Origin of the sequence: uncultured Clostridium sp. (assembly GCF_934754915.1) — a bacterium.
GTDB lineage: Bacteria > Bacillota > Clostridia > Clostridiales > Clostridiaceae > Clostridium.
Genome location: NZ_CAKVKB010000091.1, coordinates 1 through 13,458 on the forward strand (window position 1 = coordinate 1; position 13,458 = coordinate 13,458).

The 13,458-nt window shown below is 29.8% G+C and carries 9 protein-coding genes, 1 other RNA gene and 2 pseudogenes; 2 read left to right on the forward strand and 10 right to left on the reverse strand.

Translation table 11 applies throughout. The features are described from left to right. A pseudogene (locus Q0F58_RS13065) lies at nucleotides 1-428 on the forward strand (recombinase zinc beta ribbon domain-containing protein); the annotation flags it as partial. Nucleotides 429-865: 437 nt separating this feature from the next. On the opposite strand, the gene ssrA reads toward Q0F58_RS13065, so the two are convergent. The 5 genes from ssrA to Q0F58_RS13090 form a co-directional block, all read right to left on the reverse strand. Next, nucleotides 866-1,222: a transfer-messenger RNA gene (gene ssrA / locus Q0F58_RS13070) on the reverse strand. Nucleotides 1,223-1,601: 379 nt separating this feature from the next. Next, a complete protein-coding gene (locus Q0F58_RS13075; protein WP_294377326.1) occupies nucleotides 1,602-1,886 on the reverse strand; it encodes an STAS domain-containing protein in 285 nt (94 codons plus the stop codon). A gap of 12 nt (nucleotides 1,887-1,898) precedes the next feature. Continuing rightward, nucleotides 1,899-3,905: a methyl-accepting chemotaxis protein gene (locus Q0F58_RS13080; RefSeq protein ID WP_294377329.1), complete on the reverse strand. Its 2,007-nt coding sequence runs from the start codon at nucleotides 3,903-3,905 to the stop codon at nucleotides 1,899-1,901. Nucleotides 3,906-4,414: 509 nt separating this feature from the next. Further along, the gene (gene gltA / locus Q0F58_RS13085; protein WP_294377331.1) at nucleotides 4,415-5,806 is read right to left on the reverse strand and encodes an NADPH-dependent glutamate synthase; all 1,392 of its coding nucleotides are present in this window, start codon (nucleotides 5,804-5,806) and stop codon (nucleotides 4,415-4,417) included. After that, on the reverse strand, nucleotides 5,806-6,696 hold the full coding sequence (locus Q0F58_RS13090) for a sulfide/dihydroorotate dehydrogenase-like FAD/NAD-binding protein (RefSeq protein WP_294377334.1): 891 nt from the start codon (nucleotides 6,694-6,696) through the stop codon (nucleotides 5,806-5,808). The genes gltA and Q0F58_RS13090 overlap by 1 nt, the downstream gene beginning before the upstream one ends. Before the next feature lie 442 nt (nucleotides 6,697-7,138). On the opposite strand from Q0F58_RS13090, the gene Q0F58_RS13095 reads away from it, so the two are divergent. Next, the gene (locus tag Q0F58_RS13095; RefSeq protein WP_294377335.1) at nucleotides 7,139-7,699 is read left to right on the forward strand and encodes a class I SAM-dependent methyltransferase; all 561 of its coding nucleotides are present in this window, start codon (nucleotides 7,139-7,141) and stop codon (nucleotides 7,697-7,699) included. Nucleotides 7,700-7,955: 256 nt separating this feature from the next. Here the strand turns inward: Q0F58_RS13095 and Q0F58_RS13100 are convergent, their stop codons facing one another. The 5 genes and pseudogenes from Q0F58_RS13100 to Q0F58_RS13120 all read right to left on the reverse strand — a co-directional run. Next, the gene (locus tag Q0F58_RS13100; RefSeq protein WP_367118189.1) at nucleotides 7,956-9,140 is read right to left on the reverse strand and encodes an aminotransferase class V-fold PLP-dependent enzyme; all 1,185 of its coding nucleotides are present in this window, start codon (nucleotides 9,138-9,140) and stop codon (nucleotides 7,956-7,958) included. A gap of 339 nt (nucleotides 9,141-9,479) precedes the next feature. Continuing rightward, entirely contained in the window at nucleotides 9,480-10,613 is a 1,134-nt protein-coding gene (aepY, locus tag Q0F58_RS13105) for a phosphonopyruvate decarboxylase (protein WP_294377342.1), read from the reverse strand. Between the two features lie 287 nt (nucleotides 10,614-10,900). Then, nucleotides 10,901-12,199 carry a phosphoenolpyruvate mutase gene (gene aepX / locus Q0F58_RS13110; RefSeq protein ID WP_294377345.1) on the reverse strand — a complete coding sequence of 433 codons (1,299 nt, stop codon included), beginning with the start codon at nucleotides 12,197-12,199 and terminating at the stop codon, nucleotides 10,901-10,903. 22 nt (nucleotides 12,200-12,221) lie between these two features. Then, complete coding sequence (locus Q0F58_RS13115; RefSeq protein WP_294377347.1) at nucleotides 12,222-13,001, reverse strand: phosphocholine cytidylyltransferase family protein; 780 nt, start codon at nucleotides 12,999-13,001, stop codon at nucleotides 12,222-12,224. A gap of 202 nt (nucleotides 13,002-13,203) precedes the next feature. Next, nucleotides 13,204-13,458, reverse strand: a pseudogene (locus tag Q0F58_RS13120) (hypothetical protein); the annotation flags it as partial.

Genomic DNA, 13,458 nt, shown 5'->3' on the forward strand with positions numbered 1-13,458 from the left:
CTGGTAAAGCTTTTGGAAAAAACAGCCTCTACACTATATTAACTAATGAAAAATATAATGGTGTCTATGTATTTAACAAATCATCAAAAAAAGAAAATGGAAAAAGAAATTCACACAAATTAAAAGCAAGTGATGAAATAATAAGAATTCCTGATGGAATGCCTAAAATAATTAATGATGAAATATGGAATGAGGTGAAAAAGAAAATGGATAATAATAAAAGATTCCGTGGAGCTGCACAAGCTAAAAAAATATATCTTCTAAGCGGATTAATATACTGTGGTAAATGTGGCTCGGCCATGACAGGTAACAGCCGACATTCTGGTCGAAATAAGACTTTATATGAAACTTATGAATGTTCTAATAGAAAAAGGACTAAGCAATGTGATATGAAAGCAATAAATAAATCTTTAGTTGAAAAAATAGTTATAAATGATTTATATGATAATATTCTTTCCCCAAATGTTATCAACAAAGTAACTAATGAAATATTAACTTATACACAAAAACAGAACAAAGAAATATTAAAAGATATAAATTCATATAAAAAACAGTTAAAAGATATTGATATAAAAATTAATAATATTGTTGAAGCAGTTGCTAATGGACTATACAATCCTATTATGAAGGAAAAATTAACTGAACTGGAATCTCAAAAAAATACTCTGATTATAAGAATCACTGAAGCTGAAAGAGAATCTAAATTAAACTCTCCATCTGAAGACATGATAAAAAAATATTTATCTAAAGATAGTGATATAAAAACTAAAAGTTTAGAAGAACAGAAAAAAGTTATTCAAAATTATATAAAAAAAGTCACTATCTATGATGATGAAGTTATCACCGATACGATTGTGACTTGTCTTGGTGGAGGTGACGGGTGTCGAACCCGTGTCCGAAAGCCGACGCCATTATCTTTCTCCGAGTGCAGTTCATGTTTTAAAATTCCCTCAAGCGCACGCCCATGAACAGGCTTACACTATCAGTAGCTTCATAAATACCCCTCTGGCTCAAAGCTTTGCCAGGCTTCGTGTCCCACTCTAATGACACCAGTGATCCAGACCGTGGGCAGCCCGGGCTGATGAGCAGCGTTAAATTAAGCTGCTAATGCAAAATTATCTTCTGCGTTTACATTTAATGCATACTTTATTTACGAGGATTCATGCTTCCCTCGACTCGCTTAATAAATCTTTCATGCCCCCGTCGAAGCCAAAACACCCCCAGGTTTATAAAAAACTTAAATGCATATTCAGTTTTAATATATCTTGCATTTTTGATTATATATTATTAAATACACTCTGTCAAATAACATATTAATATTTTTAATGCACATTTTTCCTTTTCAATGATTAGTTTTTTTATTATTTTTACTAGCTTTCTTAATTTTATTTTCAAGAATTTCTATAGCTATATTAACTACATCTGGATTAGACTCTTCACCAGCAAGTTTTCCAAGAATACATTTCTCTCCAATACTAATACCTCCTCATATGAACAAACCAAATTTTCTTCTCCAAGTTTATCCTTTTAATCCCTATACTAATATAGAGTCTGACAACAATTTTTTAATTATCATCAAACTCTATCAATAGTATATTCCTCTATTGTTCTATGTCAAAAACTTCATCCAGTTTTGTCAGTTTAAACAACTTATTAATTTCTAAATTAATATATCTAAGTTTTAGAGAACCATTTTTTTCAATACACTTTTTATATATAGATACTAATGCTCCAAGGCCTGTACTATCTATAAAAGTACACTTACTGAAATCAAAAATAAAATCAACATTATTATTTTCAATAAGATTACTAACCTTTTCTTTAAAATCTGCAGCTTCATCAATACAAAAGTCTTTAGGTACAACCATTAAACTATAGTTATTCATTTATATTGCCCCTTATACTTTAAATTTTTCAACAAGCTTTGTTAACTGTTCTGACATAGCACTTGTTTCTTCTGCTGTTGCTGTAAGGTTATTTATTGCATCTGCTTCTTGTTCTGTTGCCTGCGCTACATTTTTACACTCTGCACTGTTGCTTTCTGATATAGTTGCTATATCATTTATAAGAGATACAACTTTATCTGAAGATGCAACTTCGTCACTTGTAATATCAAGTATTTCTTCAACATGTTTAACTATAATTTCAATAGATTTTATTATATTAATAAAGGCTTCATCTGTATCATTAACTACTGTTACACCTTTTTCTACTTCTAAATTTGCCCTTTCCATTGCTTTTACTGCATTTCCAGTCTGTTCAACCATTTCTGAAACAAGTTCTGTAATTTCTTTAGATCTTGTATTTGTTTCTTCTGACAATTGTCTTACTTCTTCAGCAACTATGCTGAATCCTTTTCCTTGTTCCCCTGCTCTAGCTGCTTCTATAGCTGCATTTAAAGCAAGTAAATTTGTTTCTTCAGCAATAGAATTTATGGTATTTATTATACCACTGACCTTTACTGACAGCTCATTAACTTCCTTCAATACTTTTGATGTCTCATTACTTTCTACACTTATGCTATTCATCGCATTTACGGTCTGTTCTACTTTTTGTCTTCCTAAATCTGCAACTTCCTTTGTCTTGTTTGCATTAGAATCTGTAGATTTAGCTCTAGATTGTGCCAATTGTACCAAACTAGATAACTGTACAAGAACTTCAGATATATCCACTACTGACTGATTTTGTTTTTCTGATGCTTCATATACATTATCAACTGTAGCACTTATTTCTTCTGTTGTAGCACTTATTTCTTGTGAAGATGATGCAAGATGATTAGAAGCTTCTTCTAACTGCTTTGAAGCACCAATAACACTTTTTACTATTTCATCCTGACTTTCTATCATCGCATTAAAAGACTTGGCAAGTCCTCCTATTTCATCATTGAGTTTCACTTCTGCAGTTACAGTAAGATCTCCTTCACCTGCTCTTTTCATCAAACTTTCAATATATTTAATCGGATTTACTATACATTTAGTTGAATATAAATATGAACAAATCATTGCTATTACAATTGAAATGATAACATAAATAATAGTATTTTTCTTAATTGCTATTGCAGAAGCCATATATTCATCATAAGATGCAGTTATTGCTACTACCCATTTGTCAACAGGTTTAAAGGTTACATATTTATATATTCCTTGGTAATCAGTATAAAATCCTTCTGTAACTTCTCCTGATACCATTCCATTTGCAATATTTCTAAGGCTTTCGCTCTCACTATCACATATATTTTCATTTAATATTTTATCTTCATTAGGATGCCCTATGATAAGTCCATCTTTATCTACCATATATCCATATCCATCTTCGTCAATCTTAACATCTGATGCATAATTTGATATAGATGAAAATTTAATACTTCCAACTATTGTTCCTATTATTGTATCATCTTTTTTTATTGGTGTTGAAATAAATATAGCTGGATTCCCTGTAAATCTTGAATTCAATACTTCACTTACAGCTGTAGTTCCATTACTTAAAGTCTCTTTTAGATAATCTCTATCACCTAAATCAATAGTTGGACTTTTTGTTTGAGTATCTATTAACACTTTTCCTGTGGAATCAGTTACTATCAACACTTCCATAAAATCTTTATTACTCTTTTGAACCTGATTTATGTATTCAAATGCAGTATCCATATTTGCAGTTGATGAACTGTCTTGTATAAAATCTGCAAGCTGTTCATTTAAACTTACTAACTCTACTTCTCCTCTTACAGAATCTATTGATTTTTCTATCAACTTAGATACATCATCTGCCTGCTGTTCTAATTGTGACTTTGTTAATTCTTGTAATGACCGTGAAGCCATATTATATGATACAATTCCAAATAAACTCATTGGAAATGCTATGAGAATAAAAAACGCTGCCATAATTTTTGCCCTTAACGAAACTTTCACTACTACCCCTCCCAAAATATAAAGTTTTCTTTGTATTATTATTTATTTTTTTCTTGTTTCTCTCACATTTTGTCTTTCAATTTAGAACAATGACTATTTCTTATGTGTGAAACTACTACATACTTTATATAGTTCAATTCAAAGTATATTTTTACCAATTAAATGATAACTCTTTACTAATGCTGCCAACAATAGTCAATGAATCAAATATTAATTTAATATAAAACTATTCATTTCATAGTATGTTACCATTAATTACTTTAATTATTACATTTTTATATTAATTTTTCAAGCATTATACATAACACCTTAAAAGAATATATAAACAACTAAAATTCATTTTATATTAATCTGATTTAATCCAAGTATAATTGCATAATTTTCAAAAAATATCTTAAATAAAAAGGCTCCCATTTATGATAAAACTTTTCATATATTTCATAAGTTTATCATAAATGGGAGCATATCACGATTTATAAATAATCAAAATATAAACCTATTTTTTAATATTATTTTTGTAGATATTCATCAATAGCTGCTGCTGCTTTTTTACCAGCACCCATAGCTAAGATTACTGTAGCAGCTCCTGTAACTGCATCTCCACCAGCATAAACACCTTCTTTAGTTGTAAGACCAGTTTCTTCCTCTGCAACAATACATCTTCTCTTATTAATTTCTAATCCTTCAGTTGTTGAAGAAATTAATGGGTTTGGTGAAGTACCAAGTGACATTATAACTGTATCAACATCCATAGTGAATTCTGAGCCTGGAACTTCTACTGGCTTTCTTCTTCCTGATTCATCTGGTTCACCAAGTTCCATTTTAACGCATACCATTCCTTTAACCCATCCATTTTCATCAACTAAGATTTCTTTAGGGTTTGTCAATACATCAAAGATAACTCCTTCTTCTTTAGCATGATGTACTTCTTCAGCTCTTGCTGGAAGCTCTTCCTGACCTCTTCTGTATACAATATGGCTTTCTGCTCCAAGTCTTAATGCTGTTCTTGCAGCATCCATAGCAACATTACCACCACCAACAATTGCAACTTTCTTACCAGCTCTTACTGGAGTATCATACTCTTCATTAGCAGCTTTCATTAAGTTTACTCTTGTTAAGAATTCATTTGCTGAGAATACTCCATTAGCATTTTCTCCTGGGATTCCCATAAATCTTGGAAGACCAGCACCTGAACCTATAAATACAGCTTCAAATCCTTCTTCTTCAAATAATTGATCTATTGTTATAGTTCTTCCTATTATAACATTAGTTTCAATCTTAACTCCAAGCTTCTTTATGTTCTTAACTTCATTTGCAACAACCTTATCCTTTGGAAGTCTGAATTCTGGAATACCATATTCCAAAACTCCACCAGCTTTATGAAGTGCTTCAAATATTGTAACTTCATAACCCTTCTTAGCTAAATCTCCCGCACAAGTTAATCCTGAAGGACCTGAACCTATTACTGCAACTTTCTTTCCATTGCTTGGTTCCTTAGCACTTAAATCTACATCATGAGCTGCTGCCCAGTCTGCTGTAAATCTTTCAAGTTTACCAATTGCTACTGCTTCACCTTTAATTCCAAGTACACATTTTCCTTCACATTGCTTTTCTTGTGGACATACTCTTCCACATACAGCTGGAAGTGCACTATATTTAGCAATTTCTTTTGCAGCACCTTCAAAATCATTTTCTTTAACTTTTGCAATAAATCCTGGAATATCAATTGATACTGGACATCCTTTTCTACATTGAGGATTCTTACAATTTAAACATCTTGAAGCTTCTTTTACTGCTTCTTCTTCATTATATCCTAAACAAACTTCTTCAAAATTTGTAGCTCTTACCTTTGGATCCTGTTCTCTTACAGGTACTCTTATCATTCTTTCATTCATATTCATTATTTATCACCTCTGCATCCACAGCCACCATGACTATGAGTATCTCCTTCTTCAAATTTTAAAACAGCTCTGCCTTCTTCAGTTTTATACATAGCTTGTCTTCTCATTGATTCATCGTAATTTACTAAATGTCCATCAAATTCTGGTCCATCAACACATGCAAACTTAACTTCTCCTCCAACAGTGACTCTACATGCACCACACATACCTGTACCATCTACCATTATAGGATTTAAGCTTACTGTAGTTGGAATATTCAATTCTTTTGTTAACATTGAAGTAAATTTCATCATTATCATTGGTCCAATTATTACAGCGTGATCATATTTTTTGTTTTGGTTGTTAACTAATTCTTTAAGCATATCTGATCCAGTTCCTTTAAATCCATATGAACCATCATCAGTTGTAACATAAAGATTTCCAGCAACAGCCTTTAATTCTTCCTCATATATAAGTAAATCTTTATTTCTGCTTCCTAATATAACATCAACATCCACTCCATGTTTTTTCATCCATTTTACTTGTGGATATACTGGTGCAGCTCCAACTCCACCTGCTATAAAGATAAGTTTTTTCTTTTTTAATTCTTCTAAATCTTCTTTGATAAATTCACTAGGCTGTCCTAAAGGACCTACAAAATCACTAACACATTCCCCAGCTTCATATGTTGCTAATTCTTTTGTACTCTTACCTACTGTCTGGAAAACTATTGTAACAGTTCCCTTTGCTTCATCATAATCTGCAATTGTAAGAGGAATTCTTTCACCTTTTTCACTATTTTTAATAATAATGAATTGACCTGGCTTTGCAGATTTTGCTACTCTTGGAGCTTCAATTTCCATTAAATAGATATTGCCTGTTAACTCCTTTTTGCTTACTATTTTATACATTCTATAGCACCCCTTTGGTATAATGTTTGGTTTTTTTTAGTCTACAACCTTATTATATAGTTTACACCATTATATTGAATTTTCAAAATATTTTTTTGAAAAATTTGTTTCTTTTTAAGAAATTTTTGCAAATATTTTTTCCAAAGTTTCTTCTATCTAAGAAAAATACTATATCTCATAATATACAACTAATCTTAACATCTTAACTATTTTGTTACTTTTTACTATAATTGATTGTCAAATTCTAACTTTATTATTAATGAAATCTTGTAAAAATTTATTTTTTTGATACCTGCATAACAAAAAATACGTATTTATATTAACCGCTCAACACAAATACATATTTTTACAATGAACTTATTGAAATGAACATTGAACAATGTTAATATATTATTGTTCAATAAATGAACTTTAAGTATGAATATATTGGGAGGAAGACGTTATGGAAGATATGTCTTATTGGAAAGAAGTATGGGAAAGAAAAGGTCGTGGCAAAACAAATGATTTAACAGAACTCGATGGTTATGAAGATACCACTGCTAATGTAAAACAAATCGCTGAAAATATTATAAAAGAACTTGATATAAAAGAAACTGATACTGTATTAGAAGTTGCATGTGGTGCTGGTGGACTAGCTCAATACATAAAATGTGCACAATATGTTGGTATTGACTATTCAAGCACATTAGTTCAGAGACATATAGAAATACTTCACAATTCAGTAATTCAAGGTGAAGCAAATAATTTAATATTTAAGGATAAAACTTTTGACAAAGTATTTTGCTTTGGGGCATTTCATTATTTTCCAAATATGGAATACGCAAATCAAGCAATTGCAGAACTTAAAAGAGTTGCAAAAAAAGCAATATTTATAGGAGATCTTCCTGTAACATCACACAGAGACACTCATCTTTTATACAAGAAGGAAGACTTTAAAGGATGGAAAATATTCGATGGATACTACAATCCTTGTAGATTTAATGTATCATTAAAGCTTGATTAATGATACCTGCATTGAGCTGTCGCACTATTTTTAGTACGACAGCTCTTTTGTTTCATATATTGTAAATTAAGCAATTAACAATATGATTAGTAAAATCTCTATATGATTTATTTGTTTTTTATATGTGTTAAATAAATTTCAGATGTAATTTAATTTTGAATAATATTTCTAGGTAAAACAACAACTCAACATATAGATTAACTTTATATGTTGAGTTGTATTGTTCTAAAATTATAATTATGAAATACACATTTTTTTAATTTTCCATTATCTTAATCATAAATTCCTTAAAGACCTCTGTGAATCTTATCATATCTTCAGGATATATATCTCCTATATTAGCAATTCTAAAAGTATTATTACTTGATATTTTACCAGGATAAATAGTAAATCCTCTTTCATATAAATAATCATGAAGTGATTTGAAAGTATATTTTTTTGTTTCTGGTTCCACTATTGTAGTCAGAAGCATCGATGATTTTTCTTTTGGAACAAGTATTTTCAATCCCAATTCTTCTATACAATTCCACAATATTTCACAACACTCTATATATCTTTTATTTCTTTTTTCTACTGTTTCTTTTTTGGCTTCAACAATTGCTTCTTTTAATGCATATAATACTTGTACTGGTGGTGTAAACCTCATCTGGTAGTTCTTATTAAAATACTCATACTGTCTGTATAAATTTAAATAGAGGTTTCTTGGCTTTATATCTTTAGTACTTATTAAAGAACTTTTATGCGCAATAACAAAACTTACTCCTGCCATTCCTTGTATGCATTTATTGGAACTCGATATAAGATATTTTATATTCATATCCTCCATATTGATTGGTATTCCACAAAAAGAACTCATTGCATCAACTATAAGTTCTACATTGTGATTTCTGCATATTTTTCCGATTCTCTCTATATCATTTAGAATACCTGTTGTAGTTTCATGATGAATTACCGCAACATGACTTATTTTCTTTATATTCTTTCCATCTTTTATATTATACTTTCCTATTAAACCATTGGCATCATGAATAATACTTTCAAAATCTTTGCATTTGCTATTATATGAATCTATAATCTCTTCAAGTTTAATATAATCTATTCCATCTACAGATGATCCTTTAACTTCTATGTAATTAAGATTATATACTTCAGCCATACTGCATATTCTTTCCCCATAGGCACCATTATTTAATACAAGTAAAATATCATCCCCTATAACAGAACTAATTACAGATTCAACTCCTGCTGTTCCAGAACCTCCAAACAATATAGTTGTATATCTTTCGTTATCACCAACAAAATTTGTAAGCTCCTTAGAAATAAACTCCATAACTTCCCCAAATTCTTCTTCCCTGGGACATATATCTGGAACAACCTGTGCATATTTTACATTATCTGTAGTTGTTGCAGGACCAGGATTTAATAATATATTCCTCTTAATCATAATCAACATTTCCCCTTCTTAATTTACACTCTCAATCACCATACTGTAATTAAGATATTTATAAACATATCAACATTTCACCAAATATAACTCATAAAAAATCTGCTTCTTAGACTGTGCTTTTACTATCTTCAAAAGTTATTTACAAATTCTTAGTCATTAAAATCTTTTATAGATACACTGTCAACCCTATTTGTATTTAAATACCTCTCAAAATTTTCCTGTCAACAAATTTATATATGTTTCATATTAAAATACATATAATCAAAAAATCTTACAAAAGTTTTATCATTCATTGTAAATTGTTATTTGTACATAATTAATGAATTATAATGATTATAATTTTAAAAACTCCATAAATGCATTCTTATTTTCTATTGGTGTTTTTGTAGGTCTTTCTAGATTTTTTCTTGCGCCTTTTCTAACTTTTACTTCCAATAACACAGGCCCATCAATTTTTTTCATTTCATCAATATATTTTATAAGATTTTCTTTTTTATCACATGAATAAACTTTTCTATATCCACAGGCTTCTGCTATTAATGGAAGATTTGCTTCCAATCCTACAGTATCCTGTCCACCAACAGAATCATGTGCTCCATTGTTAAATAGAATATGCTTAAAATTTTTAGGTTTCTGACTTCCTATAATTGCAGCACCACCTAAATGCATTATCATAGCCCCATCTCCATCAAAACAATATGTGTTTTTTTCTTTGTTTGATAAAGCTATTCCCAAAGCAATCTGAGAAGCATGTCCCATAGAACCAACTGTGAGAAAATCTTTATTATGCTTCTCATTCTTCTTCTCTCTAAGCTCAAATAATTCTCTTGATATCATCCCTGTTGTTGATACTATAATTGAATTTTCATACATATTATCTAATATTATTTCCTGTGCTTCCTCTCTGCTCATTTCAAAATGAGGATTCATATTATTTTTCAATTCATATTGTGAAAAAGCACCTTTTTTAACAACTATGCTGTAAGGACTTCCAGTTTCCTTCATATATTCACATGCATTTTTTATCATTTCGTCAGCTTCTTTATCTGATGTATTTTCATCAATTACTGCATATTTTATACCCAATAATTCCAAAGTTTCTAATGTAATCAATCCTTGTTTTTTATGTTGTGGTTCATCTTTTTTACCTGGCTCTCCTCTCCATCCAACTAAAATAAATACTGGAATATTATATACAAGTTTATCATTAAGAGATGCAAGAGGATTTACTGCATTTCCAATACCTGAGTTCTGCATATATACAAGCCCTATTTTATTTGTAGCAAGATAGTATCCACTTGCTATTCCTATTGCATTTCCTTCATTGGCTGCAATTATATTTTTATCACTATTTTCGTTATCCTTAATATAAGCACAAAATGACTTTAATAATGAATCAGGCACTCCTGTAAAAAATTCTATTTCATTATTTTTAAGACTGTTATAAAAATTCTTAACATCAACCATAATTAATTTTTTATATCTCCTTAAATCTACACATTTTACTTAAACATACATACATATTTTCCTTAAAAAGTATTGCTAGATCCTCTATCATATATGTTTTTATAATAAAACCATATAATTGAGAATTTTTTATATTCGTATAAAAATCAAAAATAATTTAACATATAATATAATGCAAAATAAGTATGTATACTATAGGTGTAACCCATATGAAATTGTAATCATGAAATATCAACAATTAAAGAAATCTTTAAAAAATTTTATCCTTCATTGTCAATTGAAATATATTACTTTCCACCAGGAATCAAAGTCAAGATTTCTTTTATTGGCATACAATTTTCTGATGCTTCTTTTGATCTTTCATTTTCTAATATACTTTTTGCAGTATTTACCATTGCAGGATAAGCACTTCTTATAAGATGATTTGCATAAATAATCACATTAACCCCAAGCTCTACAAGCTGTGCTTCTCTCATAAAATTATATGATGTTGGCACTACAATTAAAGGAACTCTGTTTTCTAACTGAGAATATCTCTTACAGAACTCTATTATTTCTGCTCCATCCTTTTCTTTACTGTGAATCATTATTCCATCAGCTCCTGCTTCAATATAAGCTTTTGCCCTCTTCATTGCATCTTCCATACCAGCTTTTGCAATAAGGCTTTCTATTCTTGAAATAATCATAAAATCACTTGTCACTCTTGCTTCTCTTCCTGCTCTTATTTTGTCACAGAAATGTTCTATAGAATCTTGTGTCTGCTTTACCTCTGTTCCAAAGAGAGAATTCTTTTTAAGTCCAGTCTTATCCTCAATAATGATGGCTGATACTCCAAGTCTTTCTAAAGTCTTTACTGTATAAACAAAATGTTCTATTTGTCCACCTGTATCTCCATCAACTATTATAGGTTTTGTTGTAACTTCTAAAATATCATTTATTGTATTAAGTCTTGATGTAAGGTCTACAAGTTCTATATCTGGTTTTCCTTTTGCAGTTGAATCACATAATGAACTTATCCACATTCCATCAAATTCTCTTATTCTGCCATCCTTTTCAATCTTAGTTTTTTCTACAATTAATCCTGTAAGACCATTATGAGCCTCTAATATCCTTACAGGGCTTTTAGAATATATCAATTCTTTAAGACTTTTCATTCTCATCTGAGGTGTTGTACCTATTTCCATAATTTTTTCATCTAATTTTGATATGGATACTCCCTCTGTATATGGAAATTCTATGAGTTCTCCACCATATTCATTCAATGCCTTGATCACATTTTCTCTTATTTCTTTCTGCTGTCCTTCCTTCCAGTCATCTCCATGAACTACATAGTCTGGTTTTATCTTTAATATATTTTCAACCTGATCAAGGGTATTCTGTGGTATAACTTCTATTACTCCCTTAATATTTTCAACTACTTCTTTTCTTTCATCATATTTCATTATTGGATTCCTCCAATATCCTCTTATAACATCATCAGTATGAAGACCAATAATTATATCTCCCAATTTTCTTGCTTTATTTATTATGTTTAAATGTCCTTGATGAATTATATCCGCACTCATTGCCATATATACTTTTTTCATCCTTTTCTCCTCCTCCTAAATTCTATACATTCATTGATTCTAATTTTGGAAGAACAATTTCTCTTACCCGTTCTAATTGTTCTTTATTATCAATTTCTCCCCACATAAGATCGTTAATTTTAAGATAACCTACTTTTCTATTCTGAGCTGCATCAAAAATTGCATTTTCATAGTCGTATTTTGCTGTTACTTTAATATCTCCATTATCATTTTCAGTGCTGAATTTTTCTTCATCAATAAAATTTCTATATGCTTTAATCATATCTTTATACAAATCCAGTGAAATTTTTGATATCCCAACCAACTCTCCATATACTTCATTAATTTCATTTTTATCTTTTGATATTTTATAAAGATTGTTATCTTTTACCTCAACATAACATTCATCTCCAGAATTAGTCCTGCCACTCAGTAAAACACAGTCATCGTTATCAAACGCTGCTGTTTTAATAAGTCCATAAACTTCATAAACAATATCACTTTCCAATAAGAGAAAATCTTCATCTAATTCTTTTTCCAATACAGATAATGAAGTCATGCTTCCTGTTGTTCTATAACGTCTGTTCCTTCTTGTTTCAATGAAATTATATTTTTTGCTCAGTTCATCATAAAATTCATTTAAATGACCAGTAACTATATATATCTTTTCTATTCCTATACTTCTAAGTTTTTCTATAGACCTTTCAATAAGAGTTTTTCCATTTAGCTCAAGAAACCCCTTAGGTATCAAATCATTTGTAACATCATATAATCTTGTTCCCATTCCAGCTGCTAATATAACAGCTGTTTTCACTCTTTTCATATAACTTTCCTTTCTGTTACATTTTAAGTTCATTTTTTGAACAAGTTTATATTAACACCTTTCAGTGTTCAATACAACATGTTCAAACATTTTAATTAAAAAATCTGTATTTCATAATTTTCTGTACAACAAAAAACTCCCTGTAGAAAATACATAGTATTTTCTACAGGGAGACATAAAGTATTAAAAATTCATTTTATATTTAAGCTGCAGTATTTTGAGCAGTTTGTTGATTTTCTGCTGGAGTTAATATATTCATTAATTGTTCCTGAGTAAGCTTTACTGAATTTGATGGAATTGCAACTTCCTTAACTTCACTCTTAGCGCTTGATCCATTAGCAGTTACTGAAACATTTCCTAATTCTTTCACTGATAAATTTATTGCAAAATCTGCAGTATATTTATCATCAGTAAATGATTCTTTAGATGTAATTGTTGAACCTGCTACACTTTCTTT

What these genes read in the sequence shown, in the direction of transcription:
- Q0F58_RS13115 (WP_294377347.1), bottom strand. Translation starts at nt 13,001, where the DNA reads ATGAAAAGAGTGAAAACAGCTGTTATATTAGCAGCTGGAATGGGAACA.
- aepX (WP_294377345.1), bottom strand. Translation starts at nt 12,199, where the DNA reads ATGAAAAAAGTATATATGGCAATGAGTGCGGATATAATTCATCAAGGA.
- Q0F58_RS13075 (WP_294377326.1), bottom strand. Translation starts at nt 1,886, where the DNA reads ATGAATAACTATAGTTTAATGGTTGTACCTAAAGACTTTTGTATTGAT.
- Q0F58_RS13095 (WP_294377335.1), top strand. Translation starts at nt 7,139, where the DNA reads ATGGAAGATATGTCTTATTGGAAAGAAGTATGGGAAAGAAAAGGTCGT.
- aepY (WP_294377342.1), bottom strand. Translation starts at nt 10,613, where the DNA reads ATGGTTGATGTTAAGAATTTTTATAACAGTCTTAAAAATAATGAAATA.
- gltA (WP_294377331.1), bottom strand. Translation starts at nt 5,806, where the DNA reads ATGAATATGAATGAAAGAATGATAAGAGTACCTGTAAGAGAACAGGAT.
- Q0F58_RS13090 (WP_294377334.1), bottom strand. Translation starts at nt 6,696, where the DNA reads ATGTATAAAATAGTAAGCAAAAAGGAGTTAACAGGCAATATCTATTTA.